The sequence below is a fragment of the Halopseudomonas pelagia genome, assembly GCF_009497895.1.
GTDB classification, from domain to species: Bacteria; Pseudomonadota; Gammaproteobacteria; order Pseudomonadales; family Pseudomonadaceae; genus Halopseudomonas; species Halopseudomonas pelagia_A.
Genome location: NZ_CP033116.1, coordinates 4,523,466 through 4,543,964, shown reverse-complemented (window position 1 = coordinate 4,543,964; position 20,499 = coordinate 4,523,466). Strand labels below are relative to the sequence as shown.

General features: G+C 58.2%; 17 protein-coding genes. 5 read left to right on the top strand and 12 right to left on the bottom strand.

Annotated features, from left to right (window positions below):
- Nucleotides 1–13: 13 nt before the first annotated feature.
- A complete protein-coding gene (locus EAO82_RS20750) occupies nt 14–943 on the bottom strand; it encodes a triacylglycerol lipase (RefSeq protein ID WP_096346329.1) in 930 nt (309 codons plus the stop codon).
- 324 nt (nt 944–1,267) lie between these two features.
- Here EAO82_RS20750 and EAO82_RS20745 point away from each other — a divergent pair, with 324 nt between their 5' ends.
- Entirely contained in the window at nt 1,268–1,729 is a 462-nt protein-coding gene (locus tag EAO82_RS20745) for an NfeD family protein (protein ID WP_096346328.1), read from the top strand.
- Nucleotides 1,730–1,785: 56 nt separating this feature from the next.
- Nucleotides 1,786–2,718 (top strand): SPFH domain-containing protein, encoded by a 933-nt coding sequence (locus EAO82_RS20740; RefSeq protein WP_096346327.1) that lies wholly within the window; start codon nt 1,786–1,788, stop codon nt 2,716–2,718.
- A 59-nt stretch (nt 2,719–2,777) separates the two neighbouring features.
- Here the strand turns inward: EAO82_RS20740 and EAO82_RS20735 are convergent, their stop codons facing one another.
- Both EAO82_RS20735 and EAO82_RS20730 read right to left on the bottom strand, forming a co-directional pair.
- The gene (locus EAO82_RS20735) at nt 2,778–5,906 is read right to left on the bottom strand and encodes an efflux RND transporter permease subunit (RefSeq protein WP_096346326.1); all 3,129 of its coding nucleotides are present in this window, start codon (nt 5,904–5,906) and stop codon (nt 2,778–2,780) included.
- A complete protein-coding gene (locus EAO82_RS20730; protein WP_096346325.1) occupies nt 5,903–7,174 on the bottom strand; it encodes an efflux RND transporter periplasmic adaptor subunit in 1,272 nt (423 codons plus the stop codon). Before EAO82_RS20730 ends, EAO82_RS20735 begins: the two co-directional genes overlap by 4 nt.
- Nucleotides 7,175–7,395: 221 nt before the next feature.
- On the opposite strand from EAO82_RS20730, the gene EAO82_RS20725 reads away from it, so the two are divergent.
- The 3 genes from EAO82_RS20725 to EAO82_RS20715 all read left to right on the top strand — a co-directional run bounded on the left by EAO82_RS20725 (nt 7,396) and on the right by EAO82_RS20715 (nt 10,968).
- The gene (locus tag EAO82_RS20725; protein ID WP_096346324.1) at nt 7,396–9,087 is read left to right on the top strand and encodes a long-chain-fatty-acid--CoA ligase; all 1,692 of its coding nucleotides are present in this window, start codon (nt 7,396–7,398) and stop codon (nt 9,085–9,087) included.
- Between the two features lie 68 nt (nt 9,088–9,155).
- Nucleotides 9,156–10,133: a calcium/sodium antiporter gene (locus EAO82_RS20720; RefSeq protein WP_096346323.1), complete on the top strand. Its 978-nt coding sequence runs from the start codon at nt 9,156–9,158 to the stop codon at nt 10,131–10,133.
- A 91-nt stretch (nt 10,134–10,224) separates the two neighbouring features.
- Nucleotides 10,225–10,968, top strand: a complete 744-nt coding sequence (locus tag EAO82_RS20715; protein ID WP_096346322.1) for a VC0807 family protein — start codon at nt 10,225–10,227, stop codon at nt 10,966–10,968.
- 89 nt (nt 10,969–11,057) lie between these two features.
- Here EAO82_RS20715 and EAO82_RS20710 read toward each other — a convergent pair whose 3' ends face one another.
- From EAO82_RS20710 to EAO82_RS20670, 9 genes are all read right to left on the bottom strand, one after another.
- Nucleotides 11,058–12,182 (bottom strand): aminotransferase class V-fold PLP-dependent enzyme, encoded by a 1,125-nt coding sequence (locus EAO82_RS20710; protein ID WP_096346321.1) that lies wholly within the window; start codon nt 12,180–12,182, stop codon nt 11,058–11,060.
- An 87-nt stretch (nt 12,183–12,269) separates the two neighbouring features.
- The gene (locus EAO82_RS20705) at nt 12,270–12,770 is read right to left on the bottom strand and encodes a DUF4334 domain-containing protein (protein ID WP_218838594.1); all 501 of its coding nucleotides are present in this window, start codon (nt 12,768–12,770) and stop codon (nt 12,270–12,272) included.
- Nucleotides 12,771–12,811: 41 nt separating this feature from the next.
- Nucleotides 12,812–13,417 carry a TetR/AcrR family transcriptional regulator gene (locus EAO82_RS20700; protein WP_096346320.1) on the bottom strand — a complete coding sequence of 202 codons (606 nt, stop codon included), beginning with the start codon at nt 13,415–13,417 and terminating at the stop codon, nt 12,812–12,814.
- Between the two features lie 229 nt (nt 13,418–13,646).
- On the bottom strand, nt 13,647–14,519 hold the full coding sequence (locus tag EAO82_RS20695) for an ABC transporter permease subunit (protein WP_096346319.1): 873 nt from the start codon (nt 14,517–14,519) through the stop codon (nt 13,647–13,649).
- Entirely contained in the window at nt 14,516–15,421 is a 906-nt protein-coding gene (locus EAO82_RS20690) for an ABC transporter permease subunit (protein ID WP_096346318.1), read from the bottom strand. Before EAO82_RS20690 ends, EAO82_RS20695 begins: the two co-directional genes overlap by 4 nt.
- Nucleotides 15,418–16,554, bottom strand: a complete 1,137-nt coding sequence (locus EAO82_RS20685; RefSeq protein WP_096346317.1) for an ABC transporter ATP-binding protein — start codon at nt 16,552–16,554, stop codon at nt 15,418–15,420. Before EAO82_RS20685 ends, EAO82_RS20690 begins: the two co-directional genes overlap by 4 nt.
- Nucleotides 16,555–16,660: 106 nt before the next feature.
- The gene (locus tag EAO82_RS20680) at nt 16,661–17,776 is read right to left on the bottom strand and encodes a polyamine ABC transporter substrate-binding protein (protein ID WP_218838593.1); all 1,116 of its coding nucleotides are present in this window, start codon (nt 17,774–17,776) and stop codon (nt 16,661–16,663) included.
- A 107-nt stretch (nt 17,777–17,883) separates the two neighbouring features.
- Entirely contained in the window at nt 17,884–18,993 is a 1,110-nt protein-coding gene (locus tag EAO82_RS20675; protein ID WP_321540975.1) for an extracellular solute-binding protein, read from the bottom strand.
- Nucleotides 18,994–19,056: 63 nt separating this feature from the next.
- Nucleotides 19,057–20,430, bottom strand: a complete 1,374-nt coding sequence (locus EAO82_RS20670) for an aspartate aminotransferase family protein (protein WP_096346315.1) — start codon at nt 20,428–20,430, stop codon at nt 19,057–19,059.
- Nucleotides 20,431–20,499 lie beyond the last annotated feature (69 nt).

The window sequence follows — 20,499 nt, the reverse complement described above, 5'->3', positions numbered from 1 at the left end:
CTATACCCGCCTGTTAGAGGCCGGCGTTTTTCAGCCGGTTGGCGTGTTGACGGTAGACCGATACCGGGCTGGTCTCGAAGATGCTGGTCAGCCCGAACACCTGGTTGACTTCATCCAGATGGTTCATCCGGTAGTTGTCGCGAATCACCATACCCATGCGCGAGCTGCAGCGTCCCACCAGTCCATCATTGGCTTCGAAGCCGAAGGGAGTGGCGCTGGCACCCAGCAGGGCGTCGGAGACGTCAAAAACGTTGGTCAGCGGGCTGGTGCCGCTCCAGGAGTAATAGCGCACCCCATTCACGCTGTAGGCGCCGGTACCGCAATTGCTGGTTGGCAGGCCCTGCGGGAAGCGTGCGTTGAATCGCGCTGCGCCCGCCGAGTTCAGCGACTCCAGCGCGCCTAAGGCGTTCTGTGGGGTGGTGGTGCTGCCGCCTGAGAGAAAATTGATCAGCCCGCCGAGGCCATTCACGATCCCGGCAATCACCGTTTCACCGGCCGATCCTGGTGGCACATTGCGGATAAAGTCAGCGGTTTTCGAGCCCTTGTGCGGTGCGCCAACGCTGGTCGCCGAGGCAATCAGGTCGGGTCGAACGGCAGCGACGTAGCGAATGGTTGGGCCGCCATGACTATGGCCGATCAGGTTTACCTTGCGTTTGCCGCTGATAGCAACGATGTTCTGCACCTGTTGCAGCAGTTGCTCACCACGCTTTTCCGAGGTATCGAGCTGGCTGACCGAAGTAACATAGACGCTGGCGCCGCCACTGCGGAGGTTGGCTGGAATACCGTACCAGTAATTGATGCCCAGGATATTGTCGAATCCGAGCATGCCGTGGGCAAGTACGATGGGGTATTGGGTTTTGGTGTAGTTGGCCTGAGCCTGACCACAGACAGCCACGGTCGCGGCTAGCCCTAAGGCCAGGGCGAGCCTGGTTTTGTTATGCATAAGAAGTGTCCTTTGTGCCTTGGTACATTATTTTTGTTGTGTGCGACGACATCCGACAGATACGCCAGATCAGCATAGACACGGGTTTGCGCAAACTAAAGGCGGTCCGTCGGCAGAGGCGTGCCAAGACTGCTGCGCTTCTTTATGACTCATCGGTCGGGGCTTCTGGCGCGATATGATTCATCAGATAAATCCGATGAATGGTAATTCAGACTTTCCAGGATTTTGCCCCAGCCAGCTCATGAGCAGGCACAAGGACGAACCAACAACACGCGTATCTGTTACGCTGAACGCTTGCATGCGCCTCGAATAAGGATTTTGGTCATGGTGGAAAGCACGATCTTGAATGGTTATGCGTTCTGGCTTTTGCTGGGGCTGGTATTGCTGGCATCGGAGTTTTTTGTACCGGGCTTGATAGCCGCTTTTTTCGGGCTTGGCGCCCTTGTCGTTGGTGCTTTGACCTTGTTCGGGGTGATCGAATCCACTGGCGCGCAGTTGACCTGCTTTGCGGTCATCAGTCTGGTTGCCTTGTTCCTCTTGCGGCGGCAGTGCCAGCGTTGGCTTCAAGGTACCGAGTCCGACCGCTCGCTGAAGGATATGGACGATGCCGGCTTTATTGGCGCGCGGGTCCAGGTGATCGGGGATTTCGTCGATGGCGTGGGTGATGTAACGCTCAATGGTGCCAAGTGGGATGCTGAATCCAGTGACCCGTTGATCGCCGGTGAGCATGCCTGGGTGGTCGATCATAATGGCATAGTACTCAAGGTCAGCCGACAGCGGCCGTGAGCGAGCTTGAGTTTTCTTGGTTGTTTTTTATCAGCGTGACATAACGGAGCAAGTACATGGACATTACTACAATGATTTCGCTGGCCTTTCTGGTATTGGTCGTCATCGCGGTGGCCAAAACGGCGCGCATCGTGCCCCAGCGATCGGCTTTTATCGTCGAGCGTCTGGGTAAATATGCCAAGACCCTGGAAGCCGGTTTTCACCTGCTGGTGCCCTTTGTTGATCGGGTCTCCTACAAGCATACGTTGAAGGAAGAGGCCATCGACGTGCCCAGCCAGGCCTGTGTGACCAAGGACAACATTCAGGTCGTGGTCAACGGGGTACTTTACCTTCAGGTGGTGGACGCGAAACTGGCCAGCTACGGGATCAATGATTACCGTTATGCAGCCATGCAGCTGGCGCAAACTACCTTGCGCTCGGTCGTCGGTAAAATCGAGCTGGACAAGACTTTTGAAGAGCGGGAAACCATCAACACCCAGGTGGTGCTGGCGCTGGATGAAGCGGCCAAGCCCTGGGGCGTAAAGGTGCTGCGCTATGAGATTGCTGACATCGAGCTGCCAGCGACCATTCTTGATGCACTGGAAAAGCAGATGCGCGCCGAGCGGGAGCGTCGTGCCGTGGTTGCCCAGTCAGAAGGCGAGCGGGAAGCCAAGATCAACGTCTCGGAAGGTATGAAGCAGGAAACCATCAACCTCTCCGAAGCCGACAAGCAGCGTCAGATCAACGAAGCTGAAGGCCGTGCCCGCGAGATTCAGTTGATTGCCGAAGCGACCGCCGAGGGCCTGCGCCGGGTGGCCGAAGCGATCAATACCGAAGGCGGTAAGGATGCGGTAGGCTTGCGAGTTGCCGAGCAATATGTGCGTGAATTTGGCAAGCTGGCGAAGACCAACAACACCATGATATTGCCTGCCGAGTTGACCAATATCGGCGCTGCCGTGGCCGCGATTACCAAGACCATGGAAAGCGTCAAGCAGCCGCCTAACCTCTGAACGCTTGATTTCCAGATTAGAAAACCCGGCAATCTGCCGGGTTTTTTATGCGCGCTAGTTCAGGCGGTGCGGGATTGCCGTCTCTCTTTGTATTCTTCCAGCACTGACATCAACGCCGGGATGACCAACAGCACCAGCAGGGTCGAGAAGCCCAGACCGAAGGCGATGGATGTCGCCATAGGAATCAGGAACTGCGCCTGCAGCGAGGTCTCGAACAGCAGCGGCAGCAGGCCGCCAACGGTGGTCAATGAGGTCAGCAACACGGCGCGCAGACGTTGTACCACTGCCTCGTTCAAGCCTTCGGATATGCTCAGGCCGCGTTTGCGCTGTTGCTGATAGAAACTGACCAGAATGATCGAGTTGTTGACCACGATCCCGGACAACCCGAACAAGCCGAACAGTGACAGAATCGTCATGTTCAAGCCCATCACCCAGTGCCCGAGCAAGGCGCCGACCAGTGCCAAAGGGATAACCGCCATGACAATCAACGGTGTGCTCCATGACGAGAACACCCAGACCAGTACCGCGTACATCAGCAGCAGACCGATGACCAGGCCGGTCTGCATGTCGGCCATGGTCTCACGCTGGTCGGCGGAGCGTCCTTCAAAGCTGTAACGGACGTTGTACTGCCTGGCCAGATCTGGCAACGCCTCAGTCAGCGTAGCCAGCACCTCGCCTGCGGTAGTCTGCGTTGCATCGATATCGGCGGTAATTTCCACGGCGAGGCGGCCCTCCGCGTGGCGCAATGCTTCGAAGCCCTGGCGGGTTTCGAATTCGGCGACCTGATTGAGCGGCACAAAGCGGCCGTCATTCAGGCGGATCGCCAGATCATTCAGGCTCCCCAGCCGTTCGCGCTCAGCCCGCGGTAGCTGGACGCGCACTTCGATTTCATCCGATTGTTGCTGGTAGATCTGCGCCAGACGGCCGTCATAGGCGGCCCGCAGCTGACGTCCCAGGGTCTGGGTGCTCAGGCCCAGGGATTGGCCATAGGGCGTCAGGCTGTAAATCAACTGCTCGCGACCCCAGGGCATGTCGTCTTCTGTGCTGACCACCCCGGCAATGCTGCCAAGCATAATGCCCACTGCTTCAGCTGCCAGTTTGAGTTGCGCGGGGCTTTCACCGGTCAGCCGCACATTCACGTCTTTGCCCGGCGGCCCGCCGGTACGTTCGGCGATGATCAACTGGTCTATGCCGGCGGGAAGCTGGATGCGTTCACGCCAGGCGCGAATAAACGCGATGTTGCGCACATCGCGATGGTCAGGTGAGGCCAGTTCCACCGAGATGGAACCCAGTTGATCGCCCAGCCGGCCAGCGCCCGATGCGCCAATGACTTCGCCGCGGCGCACAATGGCGTTATCGATAAGCGGCACGCCGAAGCTCTCTTCGGTCTGGTTCAGGGTTTCATGCAGATGATCGAGAAAGGCATCGACATCCGCTTTGGGCGTGCCAGCGACAAAGTTGGCATTGGCGTAGATCGCCTGAGGCTCGGGCGTGGGAAAGAAACTGAAGCCAATTCGGCCGCCACTGATCAGCCCTATGGTCAGAATAATGCTGACCAGGGCACAGGCTAGAGTGGCCCCACGATGGCGCAAGGTGAGTTGCGACAGGCGCCGGAAGCGACCCTCACGGAAGTGATCGAAATGCCGATCAAACCCTTGGCGCAGGCGATCGACCCGCCGGCCACCGCGCTGCAACAGCCCGGTGCCGGTAGAGGCCACCACGGGTTTGAAGGCGTTGCGCAGGTGATGCGGCAGTACCACGAAGCATTCCAGCAACGAGGCAATCAGTACGCAGATCATCACGATGGGAATATCGCCGAGGATATTGCCGAAGATGCCACCGACCACCAGCAGCGGCATAAACGCCGCGATGGTGGTCAGCGACGACGCCACTACCGGCCAGAGCATGCGCTGCGCGGCACCCTCCGAGGCGAAGGCTGGATTTTCACCACTGCGAAAATGCGCGTCGGCATCCTCACCAACCACGATGGCGTCATCGACGATCACCCCCAGGGCCATGATCAGCGCGAACAACGAAATCATGTTGATAGAGCCGCCAATCAGCCAGAACACCCCCAGTGCAGCGAGGAAGGCAGTAGGAATGCCCACCGCAACCCAGAGCGCGACGCGCCCCGGGAGGAACAGATAGAGCAGCAGCAATACCAGGATCAAACCGCTGACGCCGTTGCTGACCAGCAGCCCGATACGATCGCTGATCAGTTGCCAGGCCTGGTCATAGGTGTCGAGCGAAATGCCCGGCGGCAGTGTCGGCTCGACCTCGGCCAGCCAGTCGTTGAGAATATTCGCCGAGGCCAGCGAATCACCGTTCTCGGCGCGCTGCAGCAACAGCTCGACCGCAGGATAATTCTTGTGCCGCAGTTGCAACTGGTTGCGCATCGGCTCCTGGCGGATGTCGGCCACATCGCCAAGCCGCACATAATCAGCTCCGCCAGGCTGCAGCGGCAGATCGGCAAACTCTTCCGGGTTACGGCGCTGTTCCACGGCGCGCAATTCGCGAGCGGAGTCCGCCTCGCCAGCCAGGCCGGCGGGTAGATCGCTGGATTCCGCAGCCACCCGTTCGGCTACCTGATCCAGGGACATGCCCAGTTGCTGCAGCTGGCTGTTGGGCACCTCGATGCTGATCTGCTGAGAGGGCAAGCCGCGGATATCGATGCGGTCAATGCCGCGGCTGAGCAGGTCGCGTTCATAACGGTAGGCCAGCGCTCGCAGCTCGTGGTCAGCATAGGGGCCGTAGATCACCAGGGTGGCGATCGGATCAAAGCGTGCTACGCGAATCACCTCGGGGCGCTCGGCATCGGCAGGCAGGTTGCGAAATTCGTCCACCCGCTGCCGCGCATCGTCCAGCGCAATGATGGCATCGGTCCCTTCGACAAACTCCAGGGTGATATTGGAGACGCCCTGGGCCGACGTGGAGGTCATCGACTTCAGCCCTTCCAGGCTGCGCAAACGCTGTTCCAGCGGTTGGGTAATGGCCTGTTCGATATCTTCCGCCGCTGCGCCGCTCCAGATCACCCGCACGGTGACGAAATCCAATGCAAAGGTCGGGAAGAACTGGATATTCATGCGCATCAGGCCGAGCACGCCGCCGAGCAACATGACCAGCATGACCAGATTGGCCGCGACCTTGTGGCGAACGAAAAACCCTACCGGCGTCGCGGACTGGGTCATTCTGCGCGCTCCGTCATGCTCTCCGGGGCGGTCCCCACGGCGTCGCCTTCAGCGGTCTCAACCCGCAGACCCTGCAGCGCGTTGGGCAGGTGCGTGGTGATGATGCGCATGCCGGCCTTGAGTTCCTCCGACTGCACCAGGATCCAGCGCTGACCACCTTCCTGGCGGGTTTCGCCCACACGCTCGACTTCAATCCGCGACATCCTCCCATCCACCAGGGCATACACGGTGTTATTGCCATAGAGCGCGCTGTAGGGCAGCGCTACGCTGTTTTCACTGACCGGCTTGGGCACGCTGATCGCCAGCAGATTGCCCACGCGCAGTCCTGCTACCGGCTGATCCAGTGTAAACAACGCCTCCACGCCGCTGGCATCTGCCTGGCCGGCAATACGTTGCAGCGTCATGCTCAGCGGGCTGCGAGTCTCCAGTGTGTGCGCTACCAGTTGTTGCCCAGCAGCCAGGGCGCGAATAAATTCCGGCGCATGAATCTGCGGCAGGCTGGCGCGCAGCTCCATGCCCTCGACCGGGTAGAAGTCGAACAATGCGGCATTGGCGTTGACCTGGTCACCTTCCGCCACTTGCACGCTACCAACCACGCCGGCAAAGGGCGCCATGAAACGACTGCGTTCGGCGTCGCGTTGCATGCTTTCCAACGCCGCTTCCGCGCGTTCGGCGCGGGCCTGCAGTGCGGCCAGACGCGAATCGTGACTATCGATACTGCGCCGACGGGTGGCTACGGTCAGCGCCGCGCGCTCGACGATGTCCTGGGCATTGTCCAATTCTGCGCGCGATACCAGTTCGCGACCTACCAGCTGTTCGGTACGTTTGAAACTGGTCTCGGCGTTGGCAAGGATGCGTTTTTCCAGCGCCAGGGCTTGTTGATCATTACGGTGATTCAGCTGTTCGCTGAGCAGCTGCGCCTGGGCATCGGCAAGATCGGCCTCGGCCTGTTTCACCCGGGGCAGGATGTCATCCTCATCCAGCGCCACTAGCAGGTTACCCTGCTCTACCTGCTGACCATCGCGCACCGGAAGCTCACCAATACGTCCGGCCATGGGCGCGACCACGGTAAAGCGCCGAGGCGATTCCAGCTGCCCATACAAGGTCAGACTGGGTTGCAGGGCATCGGGCTGGATCTCCATCACATCGACCCGCCAGCTGCGCTCCTGTGGGCTAACCGGGTCGGGTACGTCGCGCGTCGCCTTTAGCACCACGAAGCCGATAATGCCGACCATAATAATCAGTACAGGAATCAGGCGCTTGCGCATAAAAGTCTCGGCAGGAGTTATTGTTTGTAGCTGCTCTGTATAGCCTGTGGGGTTGGTGCCTAGCAAGAGGCTGATGGGTAAAAGACTGTTGTCAAAGCTGCCAAAGAGTATGACTTGATATATATGCGGTTGATTTGTCTTCTCGGCGAGACAGCGGCGCGCTAATTTCAGGCGCTGGATAACACTATATAAGAACAACAGGCTCTTACTGGAGGCTCGTTTTGAACGCTGAACTGCGCTGGTTAAAATCTTACCCTGACACCGTTCGCTGGGATGCGGAGCTAGAATCTCGTCCGGTGTATGAGCTGCTGGATATGGCCGTGGCCGAGTTCCCAGACAACCCGGCGATCGACTTCCTCGGTCACAAGATCAACTATCGCCAGCTGGATGAGCTGGTCAACCGTTTTGCCTATGGCCTGCAACAGCTGGGCGTTGGGCCTGGAGTGCATGTGGGTATTTATCTACCCAACTGCCCGCACTATTTTATTACCTTTCTTGGCGTACTACGCGCCGGCGGCACGGTGGTCAACTACTCGCCGCTGGATGCCGAGCGCACCCTGGCGCACAAGATTGAAGACAGCCAGACCGATATCATGGTCACCCTGGATCTCGCCGCGTTCTACCCGAAAATGCTCACCCTGCTGGAAACCACGCGGCTGCAATCGCTGGTAGTGGGCGAGCTTACCGAATTCTGTGGCGCGGTTACGGCGCAGCAAGCGGGACTGCTTGGCCCGTCGGTGGCGCTCGAGTCCAGTGAACGCTGCCATCGCTTTAGCAGCCTGTTGAACAACGCCGGTGACTACCAGGCCTATCCGCTGGATGACCCGGATTCGGCATTAGCCGTGCTGCAATATACCGGCGGCACCACTGGCGCGCCCAAGGGCGCGATGCTGACCCACGGTAATCTGGCCACGTCCTGCGCGCAGCTGCAGGAAGTGCTCGACAGTTCTCTGCAGCCGGGCCAGGAGCGGGTATTGGCCGTGCTGCCGCCGTTTCATATCTATGCGTTGATGATCAATATGCTGTTCAGTCTGCGCATGGCGTCGGAGGTTTATCTGCATCCGCGTTTCGATGCAGAAACGGTGTTGAACGAAATTCACCATAGCCGCATTACCACCTTCCCCGGTGTGCCCACCATGTTTATCGGCCTGCTGGCTCACCCGCTGACCGCCGAGCGTGACCTCACCTCATTGAAAATGTGCAACTCCGGTGGTGCGCCCCTGCCGTTGGACGTGCAACAGCGTTATCAGCAGGTAGCGGGCTGCGCCCTGCGGGAGGGTTGGGGTATGACTGAAACCACTACCAGCGGCACCTTTACGCCGAAGGAAGCCGAGCCACACCCGGGTTCCTGTGGCCTGCCAGTACCTGGTGCGCGAATCAAGATCGTGGCGTTGGACGGCGGCGAAAGCGAGATGCTTGCCGGTGAAAAGGGCGAGGTCTGTATCGCTGGGCCGAATGTCACGGCCGGCTACTGGAAGCGCCCGGACGCCACGGCTGAAGCCATGACCTCCGATGGTTTTCTGCGCACCGGTGATGTGGGCTACATGGATGAAGATGGTTGGGTGTATATCGTTGACCGGACCAAGGACATGATTCTGTGCAGCGGTTACAACGTTTATCCGCGCACCATCGAAGAGGCGATCTACGAACACCCGTCAGTGGAAGAGGTATCGGTGATCGGGGTCTACGATGCTTACCGCGGCCAGGCGCCCAAGGCGTTTATCAAGCTCAAGGACGGTGCGCAGGTGTTTGATTTTGCCACCCTGCAAGCTTTTCTCGAGTCGCGGCTGGGCAAACATGAGCGCCTCCAGTCGATGGAAATTCGCGATGCATTGCCGAAGACCCCGGTGGGCAAGCTGTCCAAGAAAGAGCTGGTGGAGGAAGAGCGTCAGCGTCAACAGCAAGTCGGCTGAGGGCGCTAGTGCTCGGGCTGGCTTTACACCATAATGGCCGGCCAAGACATTTCAAGGTATAGCTCATCATGCTTTTGGCATTTGCTGCGGTGGTCGTCGGTCTGGTTCTGTTGGTCTGGAGTGCAGATAAATTTGTCGGCGGCGCGTCCGCTACGGCTACCCATTTCGGTATGCCGCCGCTGCTGATCGGTATGCTGATTATCGGTTTCGGCACCTCCGCACCGGAGATGGTGGTCTCGGCGCTGGCTGCTTCGCAGGGCAACCCCGGCCTGGCGCTGGGTAATGCCTATGGCTCGAACATCACCAATATCGCGCTGATTATCGGCCTGGTCGCGTTGATCAGCCCGATCAACGTGCATTCCCAGGTGGTCCGCAAGGAGCTGCCGATTCTGCTGGGTATCACGCTGCTGGCCGGCTACCAGTTGATGGACGGGCAGCTTAGCCGGAATGATGCCTGGGTGCTGCTGATCGTGTTCTTCGTGCTGATGGGCTGGTCTATATACCAGGGCCTGCGTAGCCGCGGTGACGCATTGGAGTCCGATTATGACCAGGAGTTGAAGGCCAACGCGATGCCCTTGCGGCCGGCGCTGATCTGGCTGGTAGTGGGTTTGGTATTGCTGGTTGTCAGCTCGCGGATACTGGTCTGGGGCGCGGTCTATATCGCTCAGAGCCTGGGGGTCAGTGATCTGATTATCGGTCTGACCATTGTTGCTGTAGGTACCTCACTCCCTGAGCTGGCCTCTGCGCTGGTCGCCATTCGCAAGAATGAGCACGACCTGGCGTTGGGCAACGTTATTGGTTCGGGTTTGTTCAATACGCTGGCGGTCGTCGGTATTGCCGCTGGCATCGCACCCATGGCCGTGGAGTCGGTGGTGTTGTACCGCGACTGGGTGGTGATGTTTGCCCTGACGCTGGGCCTGCTGCTGATGTGTTTCACCTACAAGGCGCGGCTGGGTCGTATCAACCGGCTGGAAGGCGGTTGCCTGATGGCGGTTTACGTGGCTTACACCGGTTATCTGGCCTGGACCATCATCTCTGTGGCCTGATGCCGGGCTGCTACCGGTCGGATGAGATGGAGTCCGCCCGGTGCGGCCGTGTATCATGCCCGCACACTCTGAAGAGCGCCGCTGATTGCCCATGACCGACAACCGTCCGCACGATTCCCAGCACAGTCCGCAGAACAAGCCCCAACACAAGCCACGCCCAATGATCGACCTGCTGGTCAGTATCCTGATTCCGTCAGTGATACTGATGAAACTCAGCGGCGAGGAGCATCTGGGTGCCAGTCAGGCGCTGATGCTGGCGCTGGCCTTCCCATTGGGCTGGGGGTTGTTCGAGCTGATCCGCTACCGCAAATTCAATTTCATCGCGTTGCTGGGCATGGTCAGTGTTTTCCTTACCGGCGGCATTGGGCTGATGAAGCTCGACCCGCAGTGGTTGGCCATCAAGGAAGCTGCAGTGCCTGGTGCCATCGGCCTGGCGGTGCTGGTCTCGACCCGCACGCGTTTCCCGTTGATCCGGACCATTTTGTACAACAAGAATGTGCTGAACGTGGACCTGATTCATGACCGCCTGGCCGAGCGGGGCCTGGTTGACATCTTTGAAGAGCGCCTGCTCAAGGCCACCTACTTCCTCGCGGGCACCTTCTTCTTTTCGGCGATCATGAACTATATCGTGGCTAAATGGATTGTCGTGAGCCCGGCCGGTACCCAGGCCTTCAATGAAGAGCTGGGACGCATGACGCTGGTCAGCTATCCGATGATTGCGATCCCGTCGATGGTCATGATGGTGCTGATTCTGGTTTACCTGTGGAAGACCATTCATGGTCTGACCGGGCTGAAGATGGAAGAGATCATGGTGCAGGCGGGCGGCAAAGCCTGAGCGGCGAGCTGCAAGCCACAAGCTGCAAGCCAACCACGGTATTTAGGTTTTAGCTTGTGGCTTGACGCTTGTAGCTTGCCGCTGCGCTCTTAGAGCGCCTCGAGCGCCTTGCGCAGGTTGCTGACAGTGCGCTCGATATTGTGCAGTTTGTCCAATCCGAACAACCCAACCCTGAAGGTCTTGAAGCTGGCGGGTTCGTCGCACATCAAAGGCACACCCGCAGCGGTTTGCAGGCCCTGGGCGCCGAACGCCTTGCCATTCTGGATGCTGTCATCGCTGGTGTAGCTGACGACTACGCCGGGCGCCTCGAAGCCTTCGGCAGCAACACTGGCAAAACCCTTCTCCTTGAATAACGCCCGCACCGCCTTGCCCAGCTCCAGCTGTTCCTGTTTGACCTTGGCGAAGCCGTAGTCGCGGGTTTCCAGCATGGTATTGCGGAACTGCAATAGCGCGTCGGTAGGCATGGTTGCGTGATAGGCATGGCCGCCATTTTCATAGGCCTGCATGATCTGCAGCCACTTTTTCAGGTCGCAGGCGAAGCTGTTGCTGGTAGTGCCTTCCAGGCGCTTCAGTGCCTGCTGGCTGAGCATCACCAGTGCGCTGCACGGCGACGCGCTCCAGCCTTTCTGTGGCGCGCTGATCAGCACATCGACGCCACAGGCCTGCATATCGACCCAGACGGTGCCGGAGGCGATACAGTCGAGTACGAACAAGCCGCCAACCTCATGCACCGCATCAGCCACAGCGCGCAGGTAGTCATCCGGTAACAGGATGCCGGCAGCGGTTTCCACATGCGGCGCAAACACCAGGCTGGGTCTGTGCTGGCGAATGCTGGCCACCACTTCATCAATCGGTACTGGCGCAAAGGGAGCTTGCTCGTCAGTGGAGGTCTGGCGTGCCTTGAGTACGATCTCTTCGGCGGGCAGACGGCCCATCTCAAAGATCTGCGACCAGCGATAGCTGAACCAGCCGTTACGAATCACCATGCAACGCTGATCCTGGGCAAATTGCCGGGCTACCGCTTCCATGCCATAGGTTCCGCCACCAGGGACAACAGCCACAGCGGCCGCCTGGTATACGTCTTTCAGGGTGGTGGAAATATCGCGCATGACCTGCTGAAAAGTGCCGGACATGTGATTCAGCGAGCGATCGGTAAAAACCACGGAGTACTCGAGCAGGCCATCGGGATCAATGGCAGGGACCAGGCTGGACACGTTTGTTTCTCCATCGGATGCATTGCGTAACACCGGCCAACCTGTGGCCGGTGAGATTCAAGGCTTATCCTAACCTGATTTGCCGGCTTATTGGCGGGTCAGATGAAACACGAAGTCGGTGGGTTTGCCTTTGATGTCGCCCAGACCGATGACAACGTCGTCATTGACCTTGCGAAAGTAGTCCATGATCGGTTGGCTGTCGTAAATCAGTGCGGCGGAGGTAACGCCGTTGTATTTGATCTCGCGCATCTGCGCGCCGCCAAGCTTGTCGAAGGTCTGCACCTTGCCATCGGCATCCAATACCAGCAGTGGTTCGACATCGGTGGTGGAGTTGAAACGTTTGCCGTACCAGTTGATCGGGTCTGGCTCTGCGCCGCCGTCAAACTTGCCCCCTTTCCAGGTGCCGAGCATGAACTCGGTATCCACCGGCTGCAATTGCTCAAACAGGGGCAGCAGGGTTTCGGCGGGGTAGGCCTCACCACTGGCAATCATTTCCAGCCAGCGTTGCTCCAGATCACCGGCATTGGCGCCGGTGCTCATTGCCGCCGTCAGGACGGCGCCCAGAAAGGTCTTCTTAGTTGTGCTCATTGCTTGTCTCCACGTTATAGCTGGTTGTGGTACAGCAAGGCTCAACCGGTACACAGGCTCCAGCAAGCGTCACGTGCGGCATCGATGTCAGTCTGATCGAGGCTGATCAGGCCATCGCGTTCGGCCTTGATCAGATTGACAAAGGCACCCCAGATCAGCGCCATCAATACCTCGGCGCGGATATCTTTGCGGTACACGCCCTGCTTCTGCAACAAGCGGTAGTGTTCGAGAAGCGGTGCTCTGGTCTCGCGATCCAGGGTGCGGCTTTCATCGTCCAGATAAGGGCGATGATCCTGCAGTTCCATAAAACGGTAAGACGCGGGCGCTTCACGGGTGTAAAGCACCATTCTCTGCCACACCAGCGCAAATTTCTCGTAAGGCGTCAGGCTCTTGTCCAGATTCGAGTAGAGGCGTCGATTAAGACCAAGCTTCTCCTCCCTGAACAGCTCATTGACCAAGGCTTCCTTGCTGCTGAAGTATCGGTAAATGGTGCCCGTGCCGACGCCAGCCTGTTCAGCCAGTGCCGGCATCGGAACGCCGTTGACGCCGCCCTCGGCGAAGACTTTCAGCGCGGCCTGTAATATGGCGCTGCGCTTGTCCTTGATCCGGGGCCGAATGATTTTTGCAGTGTTCGAATGAGTATTCATTCGCCTAGTTTATCCGGTATTCCTCGGCTGTACATACTTCAGGTAATTGAATGGGCATCTTATGAAGCTAAGCGCCCTGGCTGCATGACGCCATTAATAAAATGAACGTTCATTCATATTCAGATTAACCTATTGGCAGCGCCCTGCCAAGCGCGGCCACAACGTGAAAAAAGGCAAACTGCAGGCAAACAAAAGGCGCCATTGGCGCCTTTTGTTCCTGCTTGGTGCGTTAGGAATGTTTGCGGCTGTTGATCGCCGCCTGCCAGGTGATGTGCTTGTCATCTTCCGGCGGTGGCATGCGGCTGCGCTTGTCGGCGCTGCGCACCAGGAACCAGGCCAGCAGCGTAAACAGTGCAACGGCCAGCAGGATCACACTGGCGATCGCATTGATCTCCGGTTTGACGCCCAAACGTACGGCGGAGAAAACTTCCATTGGCAGCGTGGTAGCGCCCGGGCCGGAGACGAAGCTGGCGAGTACCAGATCATCCAGCGACAACGTGAAGGACAACAACCAACCGGCGGCAATCGACGGCGCGATCATCGGCACGGTGATCAGCAGGAAGGTTTTCCACGGCGGCGCGCCAAGGTCCATGGCCGCCTCTTCAATCGACTGGTCCAGCTCGCCCAAACGGCCACTGACGACAATCGCGACATAGGCCGTACAGAAGGTCGTGTGGGCTATCCAGATGGTCATCACGCCGCGCTCTGCGGGCCAGCCGATCAACTGCGCCATGGCCACGAACAACAGCAGCAAGGACAGACCGGTAATTACCTCAGGCATGACCAGGGGCGCCGTCACCAAACCGGAAAACAGCGTACGGCCACGGAAGCGTTTGATCCGCGTCATCACAAAAGCCGCCAGGGTACCTAGCGCAACCGCGGCGCAGGCGGTGTAGAGGGCTATCTGCAAGCTGCGTTTGACGGCGTTCATAAGTTGCGTGTTGTCCAGCAGGCCGACATACCAGTGGACTGACCAGCCGCCCCAGACCGTCACCAGGCGCGAGGCGTTGAACGAGTAGATGACCAGGATGACCATGGGAATGTAGATAAACGCCAGGCCGACCCAGAGCATGATGGTGGAGAAAGCGAAACGATTTTTCATGCGTTCTTCTCCATCGCTCTGGACTGGTTGTAGTGAAACAGGATGATGGGTATCAGCAGAATCGCCAGCATCACGATGGCAAGTGCCGAGGCAACCGGCCAGTCACGATTGTTGAAGAACTCCTGCCACAGTATCTTGCCGATCATCAGCGTTTCCGGTCCGCCGAGCAGCTCGGGAATCACGAACTCCCCCACCACCGGAATAAATACCAGCATCGAGCCGGCAATGATGCCGGTCTTGGACAGCGGCACAGTGATCTTCCAGAACGCGCTCAGCTTTGACGCGCCCAGGTCCATCGCCGCCTCCAGCAGGGTTTCATCATGCTTGACCAGATTGGCATACAGCGGCAACACCATAAACGGCAGGTAGGCATAAACCACGCCGATATACACCGCAATATTGGTGTTGAGGATCTGCAGCGGCGAGCTGATCACGCCGATCGACATCAACAGGTTATTCAGCAGGCCATTACTGCTGAGAATGCCCATCCAGGCGTAGACGCGGATCAGGATCGCCGTCCAGGTGGGCATCATTACCAGTAGCAGATAAACCAGCTGTTTCTCCCGGGGTGCGCGGGCAATGGCCAGCGCCATGGGGTAACCCAGCAACAGGCAAATCACGGTGGATATCAGCGCTACCTTCAACGAGCCCAGATAAGCTGCAAGGTACAGCGAGTCCTGGGTGAGGAAAATATAGTTGCCGAGATTCACCACCACATTCAGCGACTGCTCGACGTAATCGAACAGGGGCTTGTAGGGCGGAATGGCTATGGCGGCTTCGGAAAAACTGATCTTCAGCACGATGGCGAAGGGCAGCAGGAAAAACAGAAACAGCCACAGATACGGGACGCTGATAACCCAGAAGCGTCCGCTTGGGAGTATGCGAGAGATCAGCTTGTTCATGAGTGCAGTATCACTCCTGCGTCATCGTCCCAGCTGATGTAGACCTTGTCTTCCCAGGTCATGCGCGGCAGCCGGCGTTCCGAGTTGGCGAAAAAGGTCTGCACCAGATGGCCGCTTTCCAGCTTGATATAAAACACCGAGTGGCCGCCCAGGTAGGCGATATCGTGGATAGTGCCATGCGCCCAGTTGTATTGCTGTTCAGGCATCTCGGTGCTTACCCAGACTTTCTCTGGGCGCAGCGCATAGGTAATTTTCTTTTCCTGCGCGCGAGTGGTAATGCCGTGGCCGATATAGATCGGCCGATCAAGTTCGTCACATTCGATGATCGCGTGGTCTTCCATATCCGCGACCAACTCGCCTTCAAAGATGTTGACGCTGCCGATAAATTCGGCAACGTGACGGCTGGCCGGGCTTTCGTAGATATCCATCGGTGAGCCGACCTGGGCGATCCAGCCCTGGTGCATGATGGCGATGCGTTGGGCCATGGTCATGGCCTCTTCCTGGTCGTGGGTGACCATGATGCAGGTCACGCCCACGCGTTCGATGATCTCTACCAGTTCCAGCTGCATCTGCGAGCGCAGTTTCTTGTCCAGTGCGCCCATGGGTTCATCAAGCAGCAGAACCTTGGGGCTTTTCGCCAGTGAGCGAGCGAGCGCGACGCGCTGACGTTGACCGCCGGACAGCTGGTTGGGTTTGCGCTTGGCGTACTCGGTCATATGCACCAGCTTGAGCATTTCTTCTACGCGGGCATTGACCTCGGCCTTGCTCAGTTTGTCTTGCTTGAGGCCGAACGCGATGTTCTGCTCGACGCTCATATGCGGGAACAATGCATAGGACTGGAACATCATGTTGATCGGCCGCTCGTAGGGCGGCAAATCGGTAATATCCTGGCCATCAAGAAATACACGGCCTTCGGAGGGCCGCTCAAAGCCCGCCAGAATACGCAGCAGAGTGGATTTGCCGGAGCCGGAGCCGCCGAGCAGCGCAAAGATTTCGCCACGGTTAATGCTGAGACTGACATCATCCACCGCCAGGGCACCGTCAAAGCGCTTGCTGACGCGGTCAATGCGCACGAACTCGTCCGGTTTTGCCTTGGCCATGGCCTGTTTCATGGCACCTGCTGCTCCCACCATAATCTTCTCCGCAACTACGAGTAATGGGCCCACGCAATAATCAAGGCATGGGCCGGTCAATTCGGGATATAGCTGAAACAGGGGCTGCCGTGGCAGCCCCTGTCGATTACTGCCCGGATTTGATCCGGTTCCAGGAACGGGTAACGATGCGCTGGGCTGCCAGGGGCCGTGGTTCGGCAATGAACAACTTGTCCATCACTTCTTCGGTGGGATAGATCGCAGGATCGTTGAGGATCTCCTCATCAATCAACTCGTTCGCAGCCTTGTTGGGGTTGGCATAAGCGACATAGTCGGTGATCGGCGCAACCACTTCCGGGCGCAGGATGTAGTTGATAAAGGTATGCGCGTTGTCAGCATTGGGCGCATCTTTGGGGATGGCCATCATGTCGAACCAGAGTTGGGTGCCTTCCTTGGGGATGGAGTAGCCGATGTTGACGCCGTTTTCAGCTTCGTCTGCCCGATCCGCCGCCTGGAACACATCACCGGAGAAGCCGACCGCTACGCAAATGTCGCCATTGGCCAGGTCGCTGATGTAACGCGATGAGTGAAAGTAGCGGACTGAGCTACGCACGCTCATCAGCAGCTCTTCAGCCTTCTTCAGGTCTTCGGGGTCGGTGCTGTTCGGGTCCAGACCCAGGTAACCGAGGGCGGATGTCACCATATCGTCGCCCGAATCCAGCATCGAGATACCGCAACTGGAGAGCTTGCTGGCTATTTCCGGATCGAACACCAGGTCCCATGAATCGATCGGGGCATCGTCGCCGAGAATGGCTTTGACCTTGTCGACGTTATAGCCGATCCCGTTGGTGCCCCACATGTAGGGGATCGCGTACTTGCTGCCAAGACCTACGGCGTCAAGCTGGGCGAGCAGCTTCGGGTCAAGGTTCTTCATGTTGGGCAGCTTGTCGTGGTCCAGCTCCTGATAAACACCGGCCTGGATCTGCTTGGTGAGAAAATGGTTGGACGGTACCACGACATCGAAACCAGACTGCCCTGTCAGCAACCGGGCATCCAGCACTTCATTGGAATCATAAACGTCATAGGTAACGGCGATGCCGGTTTCCTCTTTGAAGTTATCAATGGTGTCTTCGGCAATGTAATCCGACCAGTTGAATATCTTCAGTTCGCCGGCGTCCTGGGCGCTGACCGCAGTGCTGAACAAACCTGCGGTAGCGAGAGCCAGCAGTGTCATTTTTATGGGCATTTTCACTGGAACCTTCATGACTTCTCCTCTTGCAGACTCCAGCCCGGTATGGGCCTGGTCTGTTTTTTTGCTGTTGGCCGGTGCCTCATTGCGCCGGCCGGTTCAGATTACCGTTGTTTTCGTTATCAGCGTCCGGACTTGATGCGCGTCCAGGCACGGGTGCGTACCCGCTCGATATTCGCCGGCAACTCGGCCAGCGTGAAGAGTTTATTCAAGGTTTCATCGCTCGGATAGACGCCCGGATCATTCAGTACGCTTTCATCGATCATCGGCAGCGAGGCCTTGTTGCCGTTGGCGTAAGCAACATAGTTACTGACGTCGGCAATGACATCCGGGCGCAGAATATAGTCGAGAAAGGCGTAGGCATTATCGACATTCTTGGCATCCACGGGCATGACCATCATGTCGAACCACATGGCTGCACCTTCCTTGGGAATGGCGTATTTGACCACTTCACCATTCTCGGCTTCCTCAGCCCGCGCAGCGGCCTGCAGGATGTCGCCGGACCAGCCGACTGCGACGCAAATATTGCCATTGGCCAGATCCGTGATGAACTTCGAGGAGTGGAAGTAGGTGATGTGCGGGCGAATGCTCATCATCAACTCTTCGGCCTTGGCGTAGTCATCGGCATTGGTGCTGTTGGGATTCAGGCCGGCATAGAACAATGCCGAGGGAATGATTTCAGCCGGGGCGTCGAGAAAGGCTACGCCGCAGGAGGCGAGTTTTTCGATATTCTCCGGCTTGAAAACCAGATCCCAGGAGTTGACTGGCGCATCCTCACCCAGAACGGCTTTGACCTTGGCCTCGTTGTAGCCGATACCGGTGGTGCCCCACAGGTAGGGGAAGGCGTACTTGTTGCCGGGGTCGTTGTTCTCCAGCGCCTTGAGCAGCGTGGGATCGAGGTTGTCCCAGTTTTCCAGCTTGCTGCGATCCAGCGGCATGAATGCGCCAGCCTTGATCTGCTTACCCAGAAACTGGTTGGACGGCACGACTATGTCGAATCCGGAACTGCCGGACAGCAACTTGGCTTCCAGCACTTCGTTACTGTCGAACACGTCGTAAGTCACTTTGATGCCGGTTTCTTTCTCGAAATTGGCGATGGTGTCTTCGGCGATATAGTCGGACCAGTTGTACACGTTCACCGTGCCTTCAGCCTGCACAGCGGCGCTGAAGGCGAAAGTGCTGAGAGCTACACTGCAGGCCGCGGCCAGCAAGGTCTTGCCAAGCGGTTTGATCATGATCACTTCTCCATTTGTTTTCATAACGCGGTGCCAGGCCAGGCCCTGCCTCAGGCTTGTTTACACGCCCAGTTGCTCAGCCGTCAGATCCAGACAACGCCAGATCTTGCTCACCATCTCATCGATCTCCGCCGTGGTGATAACCAGAGGCGGAGACATGATCATGGTGTCACCTACCGCGCGCATCACCAGCCCGTTGCGGACACACATGTCGCGGCAGATCGAACCAGCCGCGCCTTTTTCGGCAAAGCGTGCACGCGTGGCTTTGTCGCTGACCAGCTCGATGGCGCCGAGCAGGCCTACACCGCGTACTTCACCCACCAGACGATGTTCCGCCAGTTGGGCTATTCTGCTTTGCAAATACGGTGCCGCTTCCTGCTTTACATACTCGACGATTTTCTCGTCGCGCAGTATTCGCAGATTTTCCAGACCCACTGCGGCCGCAACCGGGTGGCCTGAGTAAGTGTAGCCGTGGAAAAATTCCCCGCCCTGATCGATCAAGGCCTTGGCCACCCGTTCGCCAACGATAACGCCACCCATGGGCAGGTAACCTGAGGTCATGCCCTTGGCAATCGGCATCAGGTCGGGTTTGAGGTCGTAATACTGGCTACCGAACCATTCGCCCGTACGGCCAAAGCCGCAGATCACTTCGTCCATGACCAGCAGAATGTCGTATCTGGCCAGAATGCGTTTGATCTCCGGCCAGTAGGTATCCGGTGGGATGATCACCCCGCCCGCGCCCTGGATGGGTTCGGCGATAAAGGCGGCGACCTGATCCTCACCCAGCTCCTGGATTTTTGCCTCCAGTTGCTGCGCGGCCCAGATACCAAATTCATCCGGGCTCATGTCGCCTCCCTCACCGAACCAGTAGGGCTGCGGAATATGCACAATACCGGGGATGGGTAGATCACCCTGTTCATGCATGACCGACATGCCGCCCAGGCTGGCGCCCGCGACGGTAGAACCGTGGTAGCCGTTGACGCGGCCGATAATGGTTTTCTTGGTCGGCTTGCCCTGCAGATCCCAGTAGCGGCGGACCATGCGCAGTACGGTGTCGTTGGCCTCAGAGCCTGAACCGGTGAAAAATACATGGTTCATGTGCGCCGGGGCGATTTCGGCGATGGCCGTGGCCAGCTTGACCGCAGGTGGGTTTGCGCACTGGAAAAAGCTGTTGTAATAGGGCAGCTCAAGCATTTGCTTATAGGCAGCATCGGCCAACTCGGTGCGGCCATAGCCGATACTCACGCACCACAATCCAGCCATGCCGTCGAGTATCTGGTTGCCTTCGCTGTCCCACAGATACACGCCCTGGGCGCGCTCGATAATACGTGTGCCGCGCTCGCCCAGTTCCTTGTGATCGGTGAACGGGTGCAGGTAATGCGCTGCATCCATGGCTTGCAGTTGGGCAGTGCTGTAATGGGTTTCGTTGCTCATTCGATACTCCTTGCCTTCGGCATGCCTGGGCTCCGCATGCCGATGTCAATGTCGAAGGCGCCCGGCCCG